Below are 19,047 nucleotides of genomic sequence, written 5' to 3'. Positions count from 1 at the left end.
GCCATGTGCGGGCTGCGCTCGGACGGCGAACGCCGGACAACCCGCAGTGGCTCGGTGAATGAGATGTGCTGGAACTCCAGCGCGCGGTAGATCACCGTGTCGGTCGGTGCGTGGGTGCGCGCCTCGGCAATGGCGTGGTCNAGCANGTCGTTCATCTAGTACCTCCGGATACCCCGGTCTGCGCCGTAAATGTCCTCGATGGCCTCGGCGGTCCGGGTCTGGCCGCCGCGAATGCCCTGCGCGGACAGCCGGTCGATTTCGTCGAAAATGATGTCCAGATCCATGCCGCCGTCCGCGCGCTGGTGCTGTTGGGTGCGCACCTCGCCGCGTCCGTTGTTGATCACGCGCACGTTGACCGGTGCGCCGTCGCGGCCGAGCTGGTTTGCCACGTTGTCTTGCTGGGCGGCGTTGAGAATGATCTCCCCGTCGCGTGCGATGACGGGCCGCTCCCCGGGGCCGAGCCGTCCGCCCCCGTGGTAGCGCGGGGCGTGGGCGAACAGGTCGGCGGGCACCGCCCGCACCGGGGCCGGACCGCCTACCGCGCCGCCGTCGTGGAAAATGGCGCCGAAGATGGAGCCGAGCCCCTCGGTCATGGCGCCGGCCATGGGGCGTGCTATCGAGACACGGACCATCTCCGCGTAGATCGTCTGGAACATCTTCTCGGCGGAGACTTCGGCGCCCGTGAACGCGGACACGAAGGCGTCTTCCATGGTGCTGCCCACGGTGTTGGCCAGCGAGCTCATGTTGCGCATGGAGTCCATGGCGCCGTCCGCGTACTGCTCCCACGCATTGGCAGACTTGCCGGCGGCCTCTTCGTTGATCTCAGCGATGCGCAGGTTTTCCCAGTGCTGGATCTCGGCGACCTCCTCCGCGTCGCCCCGGGCGTAGCGCTGCAACTGTTCGGACCGCGCCTGCACCTCCGCGATGGCGAACTGCGTCTCGCCCATGGTGATTTCCCGGTAGTCGCGGTCAAAATCCTTGAGCGCCGTTTTCTGGTCCTCAAGCGCCTTGGCGAACACCCGCTGGCGTTCCTTGACCCCGTTGGCGTAGTCATCGGCCCACCATGTTTCCGGGATGGAGGGACCGTCGGGGCCGTTGTCCGTATCTTTCCGAGGACTGTCCTTGTCGCCATACCTGTCTGGCAAATACGCCCCGGACCGGATTCGATCTTCTGTCTGCCTGTCGCGCGCAGCACGCACCGCTCTGTTCAACTGTTCTTCCAGTTCCGCGAGCCTGCTTTGCGCCTCGGAAAGCTCTGTCTGGGCAACCGTCACCCCGCCGATCTCAAGGCTCCATTCCGACTGCCCCTGCTCCTTGGCAGTCTTGATCATGTTTTTTTGCTGCTGGATCTGCGTGCGGAGCTTCGAGACGTTCACCTCCGGATCAAGGGTGCCGTTCAGCATCTGGATTTCCTCGCGCATGTACCGGACCTGCCGAGTCAAATCCTTGATAAAGCCGGTGGCTGCGTCCGTCTGCTCCATGGATTCGAGGAACTCTCTCCATTCGTAGGACAAGGTGTCGAGCGCGCCGGGCAAGCCTACTGCGGCCGCCTCCGCCGCACCGCTGAACTGTCCTTCAAGGGCTTCGAGAATCTTCTCCTGTGCGCCGATGATGTCGTTGGCTTCCACCATCGACTTGATCATGTCCTCTTCCGCCGCCGTGAACGAAACCCCGGAACGGCGCAGCGCGGTGAGCCCGCGCACGGGGTCTTCCAGCGCCTTGCCCACTTGGGTGATGGACGTTTTCAGCGACTGGCCCATGGTCTCGGACATGTCCTGCGACAGAGTGAGTGCCTGTTTGAAAGTATCGCCCTGCACACTCTTGAAGGTCTGCAGCATGTTGATGGCGTCCATGATCTCGTTGCGGTCGCCCAACGTGGCGAGGTCCCGCTCGCGCGCCAGCTTGTCCAGTTCGGCTGCGGTGAAGCCTGCGGCCGCGCCGGTGGAACGGATCAGCGCTTCGGTGCGGTTCATCCGGCGTCCCCAGTCTGCAGCGCTCATGGTGCCCTTGACAGCAGCCACAGCCACGGCAGCCAGCCCGGCTGCCGCGCCCAGACCCGCGGCTCCGAAGGAACCGAGGACGCTACCGAGAGGACCGAGGCGATCGGTGAACCGGCCCACGGCTTTCTCGGCATCGCCTGCCCCCCGTTTCACCCCGCGCCCGAAACGATCCCATGCGGTCTCGGCTTTGCGGGTGCTGCGCTCGGTGCGCTTGAGATCGCGGCGGACCTCGCGGAACTCGTCCTGCGTCTTGTTGACCGCTTCGATGAGTACCCGCACGCTCGAATCGTTCGCCATCATGCCCTCCTAGTCGGGACAGGTTGCACAGACCATTTCAAGGGCGTTGCCGAACTGCTGCCGGCACTCGTCCACGTACCGCCCGCCGCACTGCTGGCCCACGGCCTGCGGCGCGCGCTCCCGCGCATCGGTGCGGCCCAGGCCGCGCCAGTCCACGTCCAGAAAGCCCAGCACCGCCTCCTCGAACACTACTCGCCTGACCTGCTGGTCGAGGAACTCCCCGGCGTCTGCGTAGCCGTATCGCCAGAGGATGAACTCGCGTCGGGTGATGTCTCCGCCGCAGAGCAGGGCGACGTCTCGCCGGATGCAGGTTGCGGCATCTCGCCACGGCGCGACCTGTTCCGCGCCACNACCATCCCCGCCAGCTCGTTGACCACGGTCCCGTGCGCGAGGATCTGATCCGGACCGCAGCTGGCAAAAAAATCCCGCAACACCTCAAGATGCTGCGTCCCGTCCATGGACCACCGCACGTCCCGGGCGATGGCCTCCAGATCGCGATCCGCGGGGTGCTCGCCCTCGGGACAGAGCAGCCCGGCGAGGAACGCGGGCACGCGCTCGCCAAGGTGATCGAACACCTCCTCGACATGGTCACAGTCCAGCTCGGCCAGCGTGCCCGCAACGTGCTCCAGCACGCCGAACACGGGGCCGAGCAGCCGGTAGGTGGTCTCGCCTGCGGTGTAGGTTTTCGCTTCCATGGTGATCTCCTAGAAAAAGATGATGCGCAGCTCGTCGTCGCCGGCTGCGTCGTGTTTTTTGAGCTCGAACGGCAGCTTGCGGGTCATGACGCCCTCGCGGTCGCCGTAGCCGGGCGCCCCGTACTGGATGGCGGGAGCCTCCACGAACACACGGTTGCCCGGCTCGAATCCGGCCACCGCNAACAGCTGCGCCAGCCGCCCGGCCTTCCAGTCCGCGTAGGGGTTGTTGTCTGCGGTGAGCGTCTCGGCCTCGGGGTCCATGGAGCCGCTGGGCGAGCGGCCCGANATGCGGTAGCCGCGCATGCCNTCGGGCGCGTTGAGATCCGCGTCGCGGGTCAGGTTGTTGGCAAGGTCGATGGACAGCTCCGCCACGCCCACNGGNGTGCGNCCGCCCACGGTGAGCGACGCGGACTCCACCACCGGCGGCAGGGTCGTGTTGAGCGTGGGCACCGGGTTGGGCTCGGCCACCGGCTCGACGAAACGCCCGGAATGCGTGAAATCCAACCGCCCGGGCTGGCCCGCGGGCATGGTTACGGAGAACGTGCCGCGCGCTCCGCCGACCGTGTGCTTGTCGCCGTCGCGGTAGTAGACCGTGGTGGCACTCTCCATGAGCGAAAGATCCGAGGTGGGCAGGTACTGCGGGCAGGTCACGGGATCGGCCGCAGCGTCCGCCGTGGCCGCGCTTGCATCGCCGGACACGGACTCGGTCGCCTCGAACACTCCCGCCACGCCGGAGAGCAGCAGCCCGCCGCGCACCAACGCGAGGAACGTCCCGGTTGCGCCGGAGGTCGCGCCGGTGACGGTCTCGCCCCGCTCGAAATTGCCGACCACGTTGTCCACGGCGAGAAACACCGCGTCCGAGCGGATCAGGCCGCAGGAACGCAGCAGAGTGTCGAAGTCGGGCGGGTTGACCGCCTGCCCGACGATGCCGCCGCCGCGCAGCTCCACGCTGCGCTTGAGGCTGGTGCTGGTGCGGGTGACCACGTGCGCCTCGGCAGAGAGCGAGGACGAAAGTCGGCTGTTGTCCACGCGCTCCGATTCGGGCGTCATCTCGGTGCCGGACAGGCAGAGCACGCCGTCGGTTGCCGGGTCCACGACCTCGATCGCGCCGGGGTCGGCCTCGATCTTGTCCAGAAAAACCTGTTTGCGGGTCAGTGCCATGGATGCCTCCTAGAGATAGCGTCGCGTCCGTACCCGGTAGAGGTAGAACGACATGATGAAATCGCCGTACTGCGCCAGATCGTCCGGCAGGTACGGGTCCTGTTCGAAGGGAAATCCCGCGCCGGTCAGCGCGGAGGAAACGGCCTTTTCGGTGAGCGCGGCCAGCTCGTCGAGCAGCGCCGCTCCGGGCATGACCATGATGTCGCTGCCCGCGTCCTGAAAGTCGCCCTGCGGCCGCGCAAGGAAGACGCCCACCGGCAGCGCGTGCTCGATGGCGTGCGGATCCTTGTCCGGCTGCCCGTGGGAAAACGGCCCGAACGCCGCGAAGGGAGCCGCATCCGCCGGGGGCAGCATGCCCGCGAACACCTCGCGGTAGACCCGCCAGCGCAGCAGCGGGAACTCCCGCGCCATGAAATTTCGGATATCCGGGCTGGTGGCCACGGCCAGCGCCGCGGTGTTGCGTGCGGCAAGGAATGTCTGCTGTGTCATCGCGCCCCCTTGATCTGATTGAATTGTTTCTGGATCTGCCAGTTGATCTCGTGCCGGAGATTGTGCTCCAGCCGTCGGCCGATCAGCCGGTCGAGCTTGCGGCGCACGCGCCCGCCGTCGAGGTACTGCACAAAGTTGGGGCCGTAGAGTTCCTTGATGGGCAGCCGCTTCGCCCCCTGCCTGCGGTAGACGCCCGTGTGTCCGGACTTCATCTTCGAGACGAACGCGCCCTTGACCACCTTGGAGCCGCCGAACCGCTTGATCTGCACGGACACGCCTTTTGCCGGGGGCCGCTTGGGATTCGGCCTGCCCGGGCGCACGGGATACTTGGCAAGCGGCACGCCGCGTTTGCCTCTGGCGATGACTGCGGCGCGCAGGCTCTTGGGGTTGGCGCGGTGGATGCTCAGGCCGGAGCGGATGTCCTTGGCCTTGAGGTTGAGCAGCTGGCGCAGCAGGCGCACGGCCTCGGTCCGGGCGTTGCCCGCGGTCTTGTTCAAGGCCCGCGCCGCCACCTGCGGACCGCCGCGCTCGAAGCCTTGAACGGCGCGCATGAGCTCTTCGACGCCGTCTATCCCGATGCGCCCGCGCTTGCTCATTTACCCGCCCACAGCCGCGACTCGGCCATCGCCAGCACGGCCCACTGGTACCGGTTGGTCCCGTCGGCGCGGCCGAGCACTTCGCCCAGCCGCCACTGCATCCCGTCCGCCTCAAGGCGACCCTCGGGCGGCTGCGGAAAGTCCGCGCGCAGCGCCTTGACCACGGCCTGCTGGTGGTCACCGTGCGTGGCCTCCACGCGCCCGGCCCGCTCCAGGATGATCCGCGCCGGGATCTCGCTGCCGTCCGGCCGCACCAGCGTGGTGGCGATGCCTTCCACGGCGTAGCGCATGGAGCCGCCCAGCTCGTCGAACAGCTTGAGGGTCAGCACGTTGCACTGCACCTCGCTCTCTCCCACCAGCCAGCGTTCGCCGTCGATGTCGAGCGCCTGCCCCAGCACGGGCCGGGGCAGATCCTGCGCATGCACAAGCATGGTCATGGTGCGCCGGTCGGGCTCGTCCGCACCGCCGGGGAGCTCGGTCACGGGCGTGCGCAAAACGCTGACCTGCCCGCCGTCCACCGTGGCGAGCGCGGCCCCGGCCTCGGCGGTAAAAAAGAGTTCGCGCAGGTCATCCGTTCGGATCTGCTCCAGCGTCATCGCCTGCCTCCGAAATACTGCTGGTACAGCTTGCCCAGCGTTCCGCCCTTGTCCGGTGCGTCAATGGCCGCATGCTTGTCGTCGGAGCGCTTTTTGATGAGCACGCCCAGCACGGCGGCCATGGCAATAATGGGATTGTTCAGGGCGCCGATCAGCCGCGCGGCGCTCTCCAGCATGGGGCTGACCTGCGAGGGATCGTCGAACGTGAACCAGACCCACGGCACCACCACCGCCAGCACGATAATCAGGAACGAAAATGCCAGCACCCAGCCCACGGCAGGCCGCCAGCCTGTCTTGTAGGTATTGGCGCTCTCGTACTCGGTGCGCATGGTGCGGTTGATCTGGCGCAGGCGCTTGGTCTGCTCCTGCATTTCCTGCATGGCGAACTGGCGCATGCGGGTCTGAAACTCCATGAGCAGCGCGGGGTCGGCCTTGAGCGCGTCCACGGCGGATTCGTCGTCCGCTCCGGTCAGGGTGCGGGCCACGTTCGAGGCGGTCTCGGCCGCCCTAGTGACGTCCTCGTCATCGGTAAACATGCCCACCACCTCGGGCACCAGACCGAGCAGGGGCAACAGAGGCAGAGCCACGGCTACACCTCCTCCACGGTCAGGTCGAAGGCGTTCACGCCGTGGAGGCGCTCCATGAAACGGGTCATGGCGGACCGGCTCTCAAGCACCGCGGGCTTGCCGAAATAGCGGTTGCCCACGTCGCGGGATTCGCCCAGCAGGACGCAGCCCTCGATGTCGTCGGTGGTGTTGCCCGCGTGGATCAGGATCGCGGTGCGGCCCGGCACGTCGGAGACCTCGAACAGCTCCCGGCCGAAGCGGCTGGACCAGCGCCGGCGGCAGCGGTACCGCCCCGCCGGAATGCAGGAAATGTAGGTGCGGTTGTCCTTCCACGGCTCTTCGAGCGTGAAGCAGAAATCTTCGGTATCGCCCTCGAAACGCAGGCGGCCCAGCGTGGCCTCGCCGGTGTGGATGTCGCGAAGGATGACGCAATGAATCATGGTTCCCCCTAATTCTCGTTGAGGATTCGTTCCTGCTGCTCCGCAGGGATGTTGGAGTGCACGATGATTCCGCGAAGCATTCGGAACTGGATTCGCTGTCCATTGTCCAGAGACTTCAGCCGCTCGCGCAGTTCCTTGTCCGCCTGACACATCTTTTCCCGCTCGGAGGTGCACTGGGTGTGGGTCACAAAATTTTTCGCAAACAGCAGCCGCACGCCCACAGCGGACAGCAGCGAGCACGCAAAGCCGATCAAAAGGGTTTCCAGAGGGGTGAAGGACACGTGCCGCGCTCCTGTTTTTTTGGTGGCGGGCCGGGCGGTTCCCGGAACCCGACCCGCCGGTTTATGGGAGGATGACAGGGCTAGCGAATGCCGGTGATCACGTATCCGCAATTCTTGGAGATGTCGGAGAGCACGTTGCCGTCCTCGTTGTAGGACTTGAGCAGGCGCACATCGATGTCGTGACGCACCCGGATGATGTTGGAGCGCGAGGCCTCCTCGTAGTATTCCTCCACGATGATCTCCTCGGACGCGCCCTCGTTCCAGAGGAAGGTCCGGCCGATGGACGGCTCGGTGATCTGGGAGCCCTTGGGGGCCACGCGCGCCAGCACGGCAACGCTGTCGTCCCAGATGTCCTGCAGGTCGGGATTCTTGGCGCGGTTGGAGGCGTTCATCATGGCCCCGGCCAGCTTGATCTCGATGTCGAGGTAGGCCTCAAGCTGCTGCAGGCCGATGGTGCCGGTCTTCTTGGACTCGGGGAAAATGTAGAAGACCGCGTCGCGCACCTTCTTGCAGCGCGTCAGGTCCAGATAGGTCTTCCAGGTGATGATCAGCGCGTTGTAGCTGATGCCCTTCTTGCGGCCCGCCTCCTTGGCGTCCTCGATGTTCTGCTTGGGGTCGGCGGTGTCGTAGACGTTCCACTTGGCGGCCGCCGCCTTGGTGAGAAAGTTCGCGGGCTTGGTCACCTTCTTGGCCACCTCGATCTCGTAGGCGCGCAGCACCTTGTTGGTGCAGATGTCCACGGCCGCGTTGTCCACGTCGATCTGCGAGCGGTACATGGCGCGGAAGCGGTCATCCACGGGATGCTCGTGGCCGCGCTCGCGGCAGGAATAATGCCCGGCCTCGAAGGTCTCGGTGCTGCGCTGGTAGCCGGAGCCGGAGGCGCGGTGCACTTTTTCCACGTTGAACAGGGACTTGAGCGGCAGCACCGGAAAGTCGGCGGACTGGGCCGCCACCGGGAAATAGGGGCAGACCTCGCTGCCGATGAAGCCGAACGCCGCGGCGTTGGACATGGCCTCGTGGACCACCACGGACAGATCCGGGCGAAGCACGGCGGTTCCGTTTGCGGGTTTCATATCGTTCTCCTTGCGGTCTAGACGGTTACGATCTTGCCGGGTTCGTTCGGCACCACTTCGATGAGGTCGCCATCTTCGGCGGCGGCCTCCATGGCCACACCCACCTTGATGTAATCCCCGGCCAACACGGGCAGGGCTTCGACCTTGCCGCCCGCGGCGGCGTACACGTCCTGCCCCACGGACACGGCGCCGGCGGCGATGACCATCACCGTTCCGGGCTTGTTGTGGTAGGCCACGCCCACGTCTTCGCCCGCGTCCTGATCGTTGCGGGTCACGCCGATGCCGAGCGCGTCGGCTCCGGCAATGGCGAGCAGGTCGTCGTTGCCCAGCGACACGCGCAGGCCTTCCACCACGGGCACGCCGCAGGTATGGGTTCCGATTCCGAAATCATTCCAGGACATGGCTACCTCCTGTTCTGTTCAGCCAGCCATGCGGCGTGGGCTTCGGGGTTTTTGCGGGCAACGGCCAGCAGGGCCGCGCCGCGGCTGCATCCGGCCTCGGCCATGTGGGCCGTCACCAGCTCGTCGAATCCGCTGCCGGTGCGGGCCTCCTTCTGGGCGCCGTCCTGTCCCGCGGAGTCGGAAAGATTCTGCTCGAACTGCTCCAGCGCGGCCTTGTCGGCCTGCCGCTCGGTTTTGAGCGCCTGCCGGTAGAAGTCGCCCGGCTCCATGCCGCTCTTGACGGCTTCCAGCGTGAGCGTGCGATCGACGCCCGCCCCCATGATCTCGACCACGCGGCCGCGCTCGGCGTTCACGCCTTCGGCGTGGCCGTCGGCCATGATGCGGCCGTGCAGGTCCGGGCGTTCGGTTGCGAGGGATTCGGCGGTGATGGCCGAGTAGTCCAAGGCACCGGAAGCGCCTCCACGGGCTTCGGTGCCGGCAACGGATTTGTTTCCGGTGGGCATGGCTTGTGCCTCCTGATTGTGGGTTTCGGCGAGCTCCAGAGCGCGGGCAAGAGCCGCGTCGAAACTGCCAACGGTATGGACAAAGCCCTTGTCCCGGGCTGTGGTCCCGATGTGGGTGGAGCCGTCGGCGAGCCGTTCGAGCACGGCCTCGACGGACATGCCCATGTTCTGCGCCACGGCCTCGACGAACAGCGAGTAGTAGTGGTCCACGCGCTCCTGCAGGTACTCCCTGCCCTCCTCGGACAGCGGCTTCTCGTCCGAGGCGATGCGCTTGTACCTGCCGGCGGACAGCACGGTCCGCTTGACGCCCGCCTTCTCGTCGCCGGCGGAGCGGTCGTAGTGCACGCAGGCAACGCCCAGGCTGCCCACTTCGGCGTCCGGGGCGCACCAGGTCTCGGTTCCGGCCGTGCCGGTCCAGTACGCGGCCGAACACATCAGGCCGCCGGACCACGAAACCACCGGCTTGTCCTGCGCGGTCTCACGGATGGCCTCGGCCAGCGCGGTGAGGCCGAAGACCCCGCCGCCGGGCGAGTCGATGTCCAGCAGGATGGCCCGCACGTCGTCATCGCTGCGCGCCGCCTGCACGTGCTTGGCGATCAGCTCGGTAGAGCAGCCGCCGGAAATGGACTGAAACATGTTCAGCCGCCGCGCGATCACGCCGGAGACCGGGATCACGGCAACGCCGTCCTGCACGCGGTAGGCCTTGCCGGCCTCGCCGCTCTCGCCAGCAAGGTTGGCGAAAATGTCGCCGCCGGTTTCGCGGCCCTCCATGAGCGCGGCGGTCAGGTCCGCGATCTGCTCCAGCTTGTCGGGCGCAATGGCCCAGACCTCGTTCGCCAGCAGCGTCACGGCGCGTCTAGCTCTCATCGTCGGCCTCCTTGTCGTCGGGTTCCTTGTCGTCGGATTCGGTGCTCGCCGTTGCCTGGTCGGAAGCGCTCAGGCTCACGCCGTACTCGGCCTCAAGCTCGCGGATGAATTTTTTCTCGATGGCCGCCTGCCGCAGCTGGTCGCGCCAGTCGCGGCCCTTGCGGCCGAAAAGTTCCCGGCGGGTGGTGGTGTTGTTGGCAAGCTCCAGCACGTCGGCCTTGGCGGCCTTCTCGCGGTCGATCTGGCGAAACGGCTGCGGCAGGTGCTCGCACGCCGTGCAGGCGTGGAGGTTGTCCAGAAATTCCTTGCGGCTCAGGGGCAGCCTTCCGCGCAGACTCGCCTCGTAGAGCATCCACGCCCACGCGGGCTGGCTGAAACGGTCGTTGAGGATCCGGTGCTCGGACTCGTTGAACTGGTCGGCCTTCTCCATGCTGGCCTTGGATGCGGAGTAGCTGGCCTGATACTTGCGCGAGACGTTCTCCGCGCCGCGTCCGGTGGCCATGCCGAGCCGGTCCACGATCGCGCCGAACATTTCGGAATACCGCGAGGGCGCGGCGTCGTGCTGGAAGAAGGTGGGTTTTTCCTTGCCCGAGCCGAGCAGGATCTGGCCGTTCTCGGTGTTGACCACGCGCTGGTCCCAGGGCGTGCTCTTGGAGATGGTGCCCTGCCCGAAGTCCTGCACGAACATGGTGTACATGTTACGCACCATGGCCCCGACCACCGCGGCCTCGGCGAGGTCGTTGGAGTGGCGGATCTCGCTGATCATGGGGCCGAGGATGGAGTCCTGCCGGTATTCGGCGATGTTGCGCACGTCGCTGACCAGCAGCAGGCGCGGCAGGCCGGTGACTTCGTCCCAGACCGGCAGGCGCTTGCAGTCGCCGCTACGCGGGCGCAGGCCGCTGACGTTCGGCTTGCGGATCCAGACGTGGGTCGGCTCGCCGTCCCGGTCCACCTCCACGCCGTCGTAGATTTCGCTTGCGGCGGAGGCGTCGGTCGGCGTCACCACGCGGAACGGGTCAATGGGCAGCAGGCAGGTGGAGAGCGGCGCTCCGGGCCGGGGCTTGGCAATGACCTGATTGACCCCGAGGCCGAGCAGCTTCCAGTTCAGGTAGGACAGCCCTTGCAGGCCGTAGTAGTTCTGGCGGCGGGTGGCGTCGCACCAGTGGCGGCAGTCGAGCCCCCACTCTTCCCAGACGCGCAGCGCGGCGGCCTGAAAGTCGGCCTCCCACTGCGCGTCGCGGCCCATCCACTCGGTTTTCGGCGCGGGCTGCGGCGTCAGGCCGATGCCCACGGCCTCCACCAGCAGGGATTCGAGCACCCCGTGGGCCATGGCGTCGTTGTGGTACAGGTCGAGCGCGCGCTCGGCGGAGCGTTCCAGCTGCGTGTCGGCTTCCCGGCGGCTGACCACCGAGCGGAGCCAGGAGGACATGGCGCCCTGCAGGCTGGCGCTGTTGCGGTTGGCGTGCCTGCCGCGCCCCACCCGTCTGGAGTGGACCCGTGGATTGATACCCACTAGCCCCTCCTCTTGGCGGCCACGGCCGTGCGCTCAAGGATGTTGCCCCTGCTGCGCACGCGCTCCTCGGCGTTCAGGTCGTCGCGCAGCGCCTTGAGATCCCGCACGCCTGCGCGCTTGACCGTCTGGCCCAGCGGCGTGGTGTACTCCTGCACTTCGGCGGAGCGGACCAATCCGGCCTCGACTTCTTCGGGGGTAATCTTCTCGGACATGCGCAACTCCCTGCGGTTTGCCTTCGGTAATCTGGAGCCACGATTACCGGCAGCGCAGGGAGCGCGTCCGTAGTAAATTTACAGCAATAGGAAATTACTACCGGTAGGAATTTACTACAGTCCGCCAAAAGAGAAAGGCGGCCCGAAGACCGCCTTTTGCTGAGTGAATCATATAAATTGCAAGGGGTGTGCCGACACCCCGTCACCAAGTGCAGATTTTTACAAGGTTGTAAAAAGTCCGGTTGATCGGGGAGACCTTGACCACGCCGGGCTGACGCTTGAGCACCAGTCCGAAAGCGTTCTGGGTGGGAATTTCGGACCGTTCGAGGTTGCGCACGTCGCGGCACCAGTTGCGAAACAGCTCGTAAAGGTCTTTGGCCTGTGTCTTGAGGTGCCGGGGCATGGAGCCTTCCGAGACGTCGGTCACCTCAAGGTTTTCCTTCACGAAGTCGCGCACCAGATCTGCCGCGGGGTCGCTCAGGGCAGCGCCGGTTTTCTGCGGGCGAGCTGCGAACAGGCCGCAGAACTCGGCGTACAGCCGTTTCACGTCCTGCTCGCTCCCGCCGTCCAGCCGCGCGGTCTGCACTGCGGTGTGCATGGCCTGCGCCCGCAGCGCGGGTTTGAGGCGCAGCGAGAAATCCGGCACGTCTCCGGGCAGTCCGGTTGTTCCGCATGACTCGTACCGTCCATGCTTGCGGATGGCGGGCAGCACCTCGGAAGTGACCCACTTGCGGAACCGCCTCGCTTCGGGCTTGCGACTGGTGAAGATCAGGGCGTAAAGGCCGGACTCGGACAGAACTGACACTTGCTGCACCCCGCCAAGGGTGTGTGCTTCTTGCACACCCTTTTCGTCTTCCTCAAGCCGACGAGTTGCTGTTCTGTCTAACCCCAAAACATTGCACACGTCTCTTGAGATAAACCACGGCTCGTCCTCGCGCATGACGACGCGCACGGCACTGCCGTCAAAGTCGAACGGGATCACGCTACCCATTGCTCACCTCCCGCAGGTGGCAGGCGGTGATGAATTCGCCATGCGGATCCACGTGCTCAAAGATTCCCTGCACGTCGGACTGGACACCGCGAATCAGGCCCGAAAGCCCGAGGCACAGTTCCTCCAATTCGCCGTCGCTGTGTAGCCCCTTGGTCTCCAGCAGCAGCGCAAGACACCCGAGCCGGGAGTCAATCCTTGCGGCCTCGTCGCCAAGTTCGTTCAAGCGGGATTCGGTGATGATGAAATTGCGTTCCATGACGGAACCTCCTGTTGTTTTAGAATGGCATCCAACGATATGAAGGATGCCGGGAGTTCTAACCCCAACAGGCAGGGCTGGGTATTTTAGGCCGAAGCCTTGGACATTTCCCCACTCCCGGCAAATATTTTGGAAACTTTTACGCCCCATAGTTCAGAAATACAAACAAGACAATGAGCTATGGGCACAAAAAAACCGCACTCTGACGGGGTGGCGGCGTCCGCCTGTTGGAGTTAGAAGCTCCGTATTTTCTGGGTGCCCGAAATAAAACCCCTTGTCAAGAAGAGCGAGATATTGATATCGGTTTTTTCATGAAAAGAGATTTGGAACTACTGGAGACTCTTACTCCGCTTTACGCCAAGCAAAACAAAAGGCAGAAGCGCTTATTTGGTGGCATCTACCCGAATGAAAACAATGCGTTGCGCGGTAGCGCTCAAGGCTGGGCCTACTACATCACTGGGGCCTATGCCCGCTCCCTCGGCATGAGGCTTGGACCTCCCAACGCAGAGGATGATACGGAGGATCAGGACGATTCCACCAAAACCGTTTGGACCCAAGGCAGCAGATTCTGTTTCTCCGAAGGGTCCATGATGTATGACACCCCGAAGTGCAGACAAGTGTGGCGGGAGGCATTGAAATGCATCTCAGAACAGGTTCAGGTAACCTCGGGAACTCCAGCGGTACCGGCAGCCTACAAGAGATACCGATACACGGACGCAGACGTAAAAAAGGCCGAAGCAAAAGGTGAAGAGCTGACAAGTCAGGGGTGGAAGGTCGAGCTTATTCATAACCCTAACGCTCACAAGTGGAATTGGTTTCTGGACAAATATTATCCGCGAAACCCCGGCTTTGTTCGGTTCAAGGTTCAAAAGCCAAACAGCTCAAAGACAGGGCTTGGACAGCCGGTCTTCTACACAACAACCCAAGACGATTTCGTGCGGATGCTCATAACTGGTGATCGCGAATGCATGACTTGAAAACGACCACCCTTTATGTTGCCAGCAGCTCCGGCGTTGGCGGCTATGCCGTTACCTTTGATCTGGATTTCCCGGAAAATGGGCTCATTATCGAATGTGACTGCCCTGCTGGTAGTAATAACACCATGTGCAAGCATAGGTTACTGCTTATCAAGGGTGACAGTTCCATTTTCGACCCGGACATGTATTCCAAAGATTGTTTCCCGAACGAGGACTGGGAAATGATGTGCCATATCGTGAAACGCTTCGGTCTGGACACACTCGTCGCCAAGTATGAGGCCACTCTTGCCGAGCTGGAAAAACAGAAAAAGCAACTAGCCGCAAAGGTCAGAGCGGAAAAAAAGGCCTTACAGCGAAAGTTCTCAGAGGGCCTCCAGATAAACAAAGAACATGGCTAGGCTTAGCTGTTTTCCACACTTTTGAACCGCAAGCCGCAATCCGGGCATCGATGAAATCGCTCCCGAACATCGCCAACCCATCCGCTAGACGTCGTTACACGGCAACGTCGCGCATTACACAATGGGCAAACCGCTCCATCTCTCGCCGACCAGTCCACAGTCTTGGCTTCCTGAATCTCCGTAACCAGCTCCCGCAACACTTCCTTGCTCAGAGTTTCCGCAGCACCCATGACCTACCTCCTGTAAAACGGATTCGCCACGCGGCCGGAGAGCGGGCTGCGGGAACCGGTTTCGATTGATTCGGGAATGACCGCGGGCCGGTACGCCGGCTCCGGCAAAAGCTGGATCGCCGGAGACCATTCCGGATGGGCGCACGCCGCGGCGTACACTTCGCAGTCCAGCAGGTGGTTGGCGCCCTTGGCCACCCACTTGGCCCCGCCCTTGGAGTCCTCGTGGCGCTCCTCGGAATTGAGCTGCCGGATGTAGTCCTCGCCGACCTCCGCATGGAGCCACATGGGCTGCATGGAGTCCGGCCGCAGCCGGGTCAGAAAGATGAGATCCTTGAGATCCACGGTATCCAGCGTGAAGAAGGCGACTTCTTCCTGATACTCCCGCGGCACGCTGCGATCGATGACCGTCTGGGAACGACGGACCACGGTGTCCTGTTTGCGGCTGGCGCCCTTGACCAGATGGAAGTTGTCACGCTCCCACCCCTTGACCATGAGCTTGACCTCCTCGGACCGGGACCACCCTTCGGAGCGAGACTCGTCACGCGTTCCGCCGAAGTCGATTGCCGCTCGGTAGATGGGCATGACCACGTCCTCGCGTCCCTCCACGGGGTAGACGTTTCGAAACGCCAGCGTGTGCAGCTCTTCCTCGGTGAGCACCTCTCCGTAATCCACGAGCCAGGACTCGCCGCTTTTGGCCCACGCCCGGACCACGTAGAAAAAGCTGGCCTTCTGGGAGTCGGCTCCCATGGTCAGAGCCACGGCCTCGGACGGCACGATCCGCGGCGGCCGGTCGTGCGCCACCATCTCGCGGATCTGGTCCTCGCTTGTCTTGACGGTCACCACCTTGTGCGGCTTGCAAGGATGCGAATTGTCGAACCATTCCATCGCCGACGGGGTTCCCTTGTCCAGCGCCGTAAACCAGTCGGCCATCACCGTGGATAGAGACACGTTGGGGCTGCACCAGCTCGGGACATGCACCGCCACGCACATGGGGTTCTCCACCTTCTGCTCGGCGTACAGCCGTCCGCGCTGCACCGCGATGTTTCGGTAGTGATCGTTCCAGCGCATGGCGCACCCTTCGCACTCGTACCACGCCGCGCGCTGATTCCGGATCTTGCGCGGGTCGCGCATCTTCGGCGGCACCTTGATCCGGTCCTGCCGCATGACCTGGTAGGTTCCGCAGTTGGGGCAGCGCGCCTGTATTTCGTAGACCACCTGGGCCTCGCGCTTCATGTCGGTCCAGATAGTGGACTGCTGCTCATTGCCGCGCACCTTGGAAAACCGGATGGCCTTGGCCTCCTCGTCATAGGAGAGCGTGCGCTCCAGCATCCGGCTCACGGCCTTTTTGTCGAGGTAGGCATCCTCTTCGTCGATGCCCACCACCCGCAGGGAGACCGAAGACGCCGAAGCGTCGGATCCGGCGTACATGCCGTAACAGGCCCCGAACCGGGTCAGGATCTTGCCGCGCTGTACCGCCTCGCGACCGTCCACAAGCATTTCGCGCAGCGCCGGGCTTTTCTGAAAATGCGGCCCCAGCTTTTCCTCGAATATTCTGTCGCGCGTATCCTTGTCCGGCATGCCGATGCCGAAGGAACACGGGTCCCGGCTGACCTCGGAACCGATGCAGGCATAGGCGATGGTCGTTTTGCCGGTCTGCGACGGCGCAAGGATGAACAGGACGCGCAGGGCGGGCCTGTCCCAGAGGTCCATGATCCACCGCGCGTACGGCAGCTTGTCGTGCCGGAACCGCTGCCCCTGATACGGTCCCGCAACGAGCACGAAGTCCTCCTGCGCGAACTGCGCGGTGGACTTCCAGGGGCGGCTTTCCAAGACCTGCCGCTCTCCATCGAACAGCCTGATCGGCGGCGTCAGCGTCATGCCGCACCTCCGCGCTCGCGGATGTCGAACTGCTCAAGCACCGCCCCAAGCGTGGACACGTCACCGCCGGCCAGCGCGATCAGATCCAGCGCGACCTCTTCCGCCCGCGAGGAAGTGGTTTGCTCGAACAGCTCCCACGCCTCGTGCATCTCTTCGGTGTACCACTCGCCCCTGGCAAAACTGTTCAGCGCTTCCGCGAGCCTGCGCCGCCAGAGATCCAGCAAAATGGGCGAGCGCTGAAACATCCAGCCGGACAGCTCTTCGACCTTGCTTTCGTCGCCACCCACCAGATCAATGATCTCCCGGGCCGTGGCGACATCACCGCCAACCTGCGAAATGAGTTCCGCCTTGATGTCGCGCATGAACGCGGTCAGATAGAGTTTGAACGCCTGCGTGCGCTCGCCCAGCTCCCGCTCGACCGTGGAAGTCGGCAGCACCAGCCCGCGATCGCGCTCAAAGGCAAGGCGTTCCTTGGCGGCCTTGATTTCCTTGAGATCCGCATCCGCCATGGTCCGCCGTACGGCCGCGCCGGAGTCCTCCCGCTGCGGCGCGGGATCCTCACCCGCGGCATCCACCACCTTGGAAAGATGGTCCCGCGCGTAGGTCTCCACGGTACGCATGGCAAAACCGCCCTTCCTGCGCCGGGGCAGCTTTGCGGGGCCGTCCTCATCGGCCGCATGGTTGTAGATGGTCTTTTCGGACACCGCGTAGACGATGCCGCTCTCCTTCGTCGCGGTCTCCCCGTCGCCGTAGATGAACTGCTCCCCCAGCGGGCAGGTCAGGAACTGGTGCACCTGCCGCGCCGTCTTGAACCAGACGCCTGTCTTCCAACTCATCCGCGCACCTCCAGTCGGCTGCCGAAATAGTGATCCACAATGTTTGCCAGCGAATTCAGCCCCAGCTCATCGTCCAGCACCTGTCGCGCATGGAACGCTTCCACCAGCCCGTTGAACCGGTCGAGCCTGTCCGCGTCCCCGTGCAGTGCCGGATAATCCTGATCCACCAGCCCGATCCACGGACTGCCGGACGAGTCCCTGTAGACTTTCGCGCCGAGCTCCCGCAGCTCCTGCCGCATGCTCACGAGCCTGTCCCGCCACTGGGGCCAGCCCTCCATCCACTCCAGCACCTGCTCGAAATAGGGCTTGTCGCTTTTAGGCGCCGAGCTATCGACCGCTGGCGCGCGCTGCGGCTCACGCTGCTTCGAAACGCCCTGCTCCAGCCGCCTTCGAATATGTCCGGGCAGCCCTTCCAACACCCACCCGCGCAAATCCAGACCGGCCTCGAACGCTTCGCCGGCGTCCTTGCCCATGGATGGAGGCGCAGGCCAGCGCAGGCAGTTAGGAAATTCCCGCTCCCAGAACTTGTAGGTGTTTTTCGCGCCGGCCTTGTCGTAGTCAAAAGCGTTGAGCACCGCGGCGGCCCGGCGCAACGTATCGGCCACGAAGCCACAGGGACGCTTCGCCGCGCCACCCGTACCCATGGCCCCGATACCGAGGCCACGGCAGGCAGCCCAGATCATGGCCGCGTCACGCTCCGTCTCGACGAGCACCCAAGCCCGATACGCAGCCGAACCATAAACATGGTACAAACCGTTGGCTCCGCCCTTGACTTCCCAGTACTTCCGGTTCTCGCCCCACGGTGTGACGGGATTCGGCCGGCGGATCTTGAGCTTGACCACTTCGCCCTCACGCACAGCGGGAATCACGAGACCTTCCGGCAGCCAGACCTTCCGTTCCTTGCCACGGTCGTTCATCTCTTTGGGCAGCCCCCACGCAGAGAACGGCGGCCACTTGTCCCGGTCGTTCCAGCCGAACCGGCAGGCCCGCGCCGTGTCGGCATCGATCCCGAACCGCTCCAACTCGGCGAGCTGCTCCGGATTATCCTGCAGCCGCTCCACGGCGTGCTCCACGAACAGGTTCGCCTTTTCCCGCCAGACCTTCGGCGGCAACTCCACACCGCCCGGATGCCACTGCCGACGCGGACGCTCCTGCCGTCTGGTCGAGGGAACTCGGACCGGCCCGTTCTCCGGGCAGTAGGTTTTGACAAATTCGCGGCAGCCGTCCGCATCATCTTCGGCTCTGCCGTGCACGACGTTGAAAATCCCGACCAGGTCGGACGTCTGGCTGCAACTGTGACAGTAGGCCGAGTCCATGGCGAAGTTGTAGAAGAACGCACCGCCCGGGGTCTGCTCCGCATGAAACGGACAGTGACTGCCGATTTCCTCGGCCTTGTAGGGCACCACCTCGGTCAGCAGCGACTCGGCCACACTGCGGCGTTCTTCGGCGCTCATGCGTTCCATCGCAATACTCATCGCCGCCCCCCTTTGCCGTCAGGCACCATCGCGGCAGACAAATGGCCGCAAGGGCGAAGACAGACGCCAAGGGCGAAGCGGGTAGACCTTGCTTCGGCCTTGTTTTTCAACACAAGCGACTGGAACCACGAACTTTCATCCACCAACTTCGCCCTTCGACCTAAAAACGGCGAGTTGGCGGCCGCTTTATTTTTCCTCTTTATATTTTTTCTCCATACCCCTTTCCCTTTCAAAAGGTATAAAGGGGTAAGAAGAGGCATAGAAGAATCATAGACAGGGCCGGATTCCCTGACAAAAGACCACTTCGACCTTTGCT

General features: G+C 64.1%; 21 protein-coding genes. 2 read left to right on the top strand and 19 right to left on the bottom strand.

Features of this window, described 5'->3' with window-relative positions; all coding sequences use genetic code 11:
• Positions 1-155: 155 nt before the first annotated feature.
• From B149_RS0109565 to B149_RS0109485, 16 genes are all read right to left on the bottom strand, one after another.
• A complete protein-coding gene (locus B149_RS0109565; RefSeq protein WP_018124968.1) occupies positions 156-2,297 on the bottom strand; it encodes a phage tail length tape measure family protein in 2,142 nt (713 codons plus the stop codon).
• Positions 2,298-2,306: 9 nt separating this feature from the next.
• The gene (locus B149_RS0109560) at positions 2,307-2,471 is read right to left on the bottom strand and encodes a hypothetical protein (protein WP_156816789.1); all 165 of its coding nucleotides are present in this window, start codon (positions 2,469-2,471) and stop codon (positions 2,307-2,309) included.
• A 530-nt stretch (positions 2,472-3,001) separates the two neighbouring features.
• Positions 3,002-4,153 carry a phage tail tube protein gene (locus B149_RS18855; RefSeq protein ID WP_018124965.1) on the bottom strand — a complete coding sequence of 384 codons (1,152 nt, stop codon included), beginning with the start codon at positions 4,151-4,153 and terminating at the stop codon, positions 3,002-3,004.
• A gap of 9 nt (positions 4,154-4,162) precedes the next feature.
• On the bottom strand, positions 4,163-4,642 hold the full coding sequence (locus B149_RS0109545) for a hypothetical protein (RefSeq protein ID WP_018124964.1): 480 nt from the start codon (positions 4,640-4,642) through the stop codon (positions 4,163-4,165).
• Positions 4,639-5,238 carry a phage tail protein gene (locus B149_RS16905; RefSeq protein ID WP_018124963.1) on the bottom strand — a complete coding sequence of 200 codons (600 nt, stop codon included), beginning with the start codon at positions 5,236-5,238 and terminating at the stop codon, positions 4,639-4,641. The genes B149_RS0109545 and B149_RS16905 overlap by 4 nt, the downstream gene beginning before the upstream one ends.
• On the bottom strand, positions 5,235-5,834 hold the full coding sequence (locus B149_RS0109535; protein WP_018124962.1) for a hypothetical protein: 600 nt from the start codon (positions 5,832-5,834) through the stop codon (positions 5,235-5,237). Before B149_RS0109535 ends, B149_RS16905 begins: the two co-directional genes overlap by 4 nt.
• Positions 5,831-6,421 (bottom strand): 3TM-type holin, encoded by a 591-nt coding sequence (locus tag B149_RS0109530; RefSeq protein WP_018124961.1) that lies wholly within the window; start codon positions 6,419-6,421, stop codon positions 5,831-5,833. Before B149_RS0109530 ends, B149_RS0109535 begins: the two co-directional genes overlap by 4 nt.
• A gap of 2 nt (positions 6,422-6,423) precedes the next feature.
• A complete protein-coding gene (locus tag B149_RS0109525; RefSeq protein WP_018124960.1) occupies positions 6,424-6,840 on the bottom strand; it encodes a DUF5675 family protein in 417 nt (138 codons plus the stop codon).
• Between the two features lie 8 nt (positions 6,841-6,848).
• On the bottom strand, positions 6,849-7,121 hold the full coding sequence (locus B149_RS0109520; protein ID WP_018124959.1) for a hypothetical protein: 273 nt from the start codon (positions 7,119-7,121) through the stop codon (positions 6,849-6,851).
• An 80-nt stretch (positions 7,122-7,201) separates the two neighbouring features.
• On the bottom strand, positions 7,202-8,194 hold the full coding sequence (locus B149_RS16900; RefSeq protein ID WP_018124958.1) for a hypothetical protein: 993 nt from the start codon (positions 8,192-8,194) through the stop codon (positions 7,202-7,204).
• Between the two features lie 17 nt (positions 8,195-8,211).
• Positions 8,212-8,595 (bottom strand): capsid cement protein, encoded by a 384-nt coding sequence (locus B149_RS16895; RefSeq protein ID WP_018124957.1) that lies wholly within the window; start codon positions 8,593-8,595, stop codon positions 8,212-8,214.
• A 2-nt stretch (positions 8,596-8,597) separates the two neighbouring features.
• Complete coding sequence (locus B149_RS17935) at positions 8,598-9,965, bottom strand: S49 family peptidase (protein WP_018124956.1); 1,368 nt, start codon at positions 9,963-9,965, stop codon at positions 8,598-8,600.
• Complete coding sequence (locus B149_RS0109500) at positions 9,955-11,478, bottom strand: phage portal protein (protein ID WP_018124955.1); 1,524 nt, start codon at positions 11,476-11,478, stop codon at positions 9,955-9,957. Before B149_RS0109500 ends, B149_RS17935 begins: the two co-directional genes overlap by 11 nt.
• Positions 11,478-11,690 carry a hypothetical protein gene (locus B149_RS0109495; protein ID WP_018124954.1) on the bottom strand — a complete coding sequence of 71 codons (213 nt, stop codon included), beginning with the start codon at positions 11,688-11,690 and terminating at the stop codon, positions 11,478-11,480. The genes B149_RS0109500 and B149_RS0109495 overlap by 1 nt, the downstream gene beginning before the upstream one ends.
• 202 nt (positions 11,691-11,892) lie before the next feature.
• Positions 11,893-12,681 (bottom strand): BRO-N domain-containing protein, encoded by a 789-nt coding sequence (locus B149_RS17930; protein ID WP_018124953.1) that lies wholly within the window; start codon positions 12,679-12,681, stop codon positions 11,893-11,895.
• Positions 12,674-12,937: a hypothetical protein gene (locus tag B149_RS0109485; protein ID WP_018124952.1), complete on the bottom strand. Its 264-nt coding sequence runs from the start codon at positions 12,935-12,937 to the stop codon at positions 12,674-12,676. The genes B149_RS17930 and B149_RS0109485 overlap by 8 nt, the downstream gene beginning before the upstream one ends.
• A 227-nt stretch (positions 12,938-13,164) precedes the next feature.
• Between B149_RS0109485 and B149_RS0109480 the strand changes: the two genes are divergently transcribed.
• Both B149_RS0109480 and B149_RS0109475 read left to right on the top strand, forming a co-directional pair.
• Positions 13,165-13,914, top strand: coding sequence for a hypothetical protein (locus tag B149_RS0109480; protein ID WP_018124951.1), 750 nt, complete (start codon positions 13,165-13,167; stop codon positions 13,912-13,914).
• On the top strand, positions 13,902-14,312 hold the full coding sequence (locus B149_RS0109475; RefSeq protein WP_018124950.1) for a hypothetical protein: 411 nt from the start codon (positions 13,902-13,904) through the stop codon (positions 14,310-14,312). Before B149_RS0109480 ends, B149_RS0109475 begins: the two co-directional genes overlap by 13 nt.
• Positions 14,313-14,545: 233 nt before the next feature.
• Here B149_RS0109475 and B149_RS0109470 read toward each other — a convergent pair whose 3' ends face one another.
• From B149_RS0109470 to B149_RS17925, 3 genes are read right to left on the bottom strand one after another with little or no spacing between them, the layout of a single operon-like run.
• On the bottom strand, positions 14,546-16,420 hold the full coding sequence (locus B149_RS0109470) for a terminase gpA endonuclease subunit (protein WP_018124949.1): 1,875 nt from the start codon (positions 16,418-16,420) through the stop codon (positions 14,546-14,548).
• Positions 16,417-17,256 carry a hypothetical protein gene (locus B149_RS0109465; RefSeq protein WP_018124948.1) on the bottom strand — a complete coding sequence of 280 codons (840 nt, stop codon included), beginning with the start codon at positions 17,254-17,256 and terminating at the stop codon, positions 16,417-16,419. Before B149_RS0109465 ends, B149_RS0109470 begins: the two co-directional genes overlap by 4 nt.
• On the bottom strand, positions 17,253-18,731 hold the full coding sequence (locus B149_RS17925) for a hypothetical protein (RefSeq protein ID WP_051069544.1): 1,479 nt from the start codon (positions 18,729-18,731) through the stop codon (positions 17,253-17,255). The genes B149_RS0109465 and B149_RS17925 overlap by 4 nt, the downstream gene beginning before the upstream one ends.
• Positions 18,732-19,047 lie beyond the last annotated feature (316 nt).

Source organism: Desulfovibrio oxyclinae DSM 11498 (genome assembly GCF_000375485.1).
In the GTDB taxonomy this organism is placed as follows: domain Bacteria; phylum Desulfobacterota; class Desulfovibrionia; order Desulfovibrionales; family Desulfovibrionaceae; genus Pseudodesulfovibrio; species Pseudodesulfovibrio oxyclinae.
The sequence above is the reverse complement of the archived record's forward strand: the minus strand, read 5'-3'. Positions and strand labels throughout refer to the sequence as shown.

Coding starts and splice junctions, on each gene's coding strand:
- B149_RS0109565 (WP_018124968.1), bottom strand. CDS start 2,297: ATGGCGAACGATTCGAGCGTGCGGGTACTCATCGAAGCGGTCAACAAG.
- B149_RS0109545 (WP_018124964.1), bottom strand. CDS start 4,642: ATGACACAGCAGACATTCCTTGCCGCACGCAACACCGCGGCGCTGGCC.
- B149_RS16905 (WP_018124963.1), bottom strand. CDS start 5,238: ATGAGCAAGCGCGGGCGCATCGGGATAGACGGCGTCGAAGAGCTCATG.
- B149_RS0109535 (WP_018124962.1), bottom strand. CDS start 5,834: ATGACGCTGGAGCAGATCCGAACGGATGACCTGCGCGAACTCTTTTTT.
- B149_RS0109525 (WP_018124960.1), bottom strand. CDS start 6,840: ATGATTCATTGCGTCATCCTTCGCGACATCCACACCGGCGAGGCCACG.
- B149_RS16900 (WP_018124958.1), bottom strand. CDS start 8,194: ATGAAACCCGCAAACGGAACCGCCGTGCTTCGCCCGGATCTGTCCGTG.
- B149_RS16895 (WP_018124957.1), bottom strand. CDS start 8,595: ATGTCCTGGAATGATTTCGGAATCGGAACCCATACCTGCGGCGTGCCC.
- B149_RS17935 (WP_018124956.1), bottom strand. CDS start 9,965: ATGAGAGCTAGACGCGCCGTGACGCTGCTGGCGAACGAGGTCTGGGCC.
- B149_RS0109495 (WP_018124954.1), bottom strand. CDS start 11,690: ATGTCCGAGAAGATTACCCCCGAAGAAGTCGAGGCCGGATTGGTCCGC.
- B149_RS17930 (WP_018124953.1), bottom strand. CDS start 12,681: ATGGGTAGCGTGATCCCGTTCGACTTTGACGGCAGTGCCGTGCGCGTC.
- B149_RS0109485 (WP_018124952.1), bottom strand. CDS start 12,937: ATGGAACGCAATTTCATCATCACCGAATCCCGCTTGAACGAACTTGGC.
- B149_RS0109475 (WP_018124950.1), top strand. CDS start 13,902: ATGCATGACTTGAAAACGACCACCCTTTATGTTGCCAGCAGCTCCGGC.
- B149_RS0109470 (WP_018124949.1), bottom strand. CDS start 16,420: ATGACGCTGACGCCGCCGATCAGGCTGTTCGATGGAGAGCGGCAGGTC.
- B149_RS0109465 (WP_018124948.1), bottom strand. CDS start 17,256: ATGAGTTGGAAGACAGGCGTCTGGTTCAAGACGGCGCGGCAGGTGCAC.
- B149_RS17925 (WP_051069544.1), bottom strand. CDS start 18,731: ATGAGTATTGCGATGGAACGCATGAGCGCCGAAGAACGCCGCAGTGTG.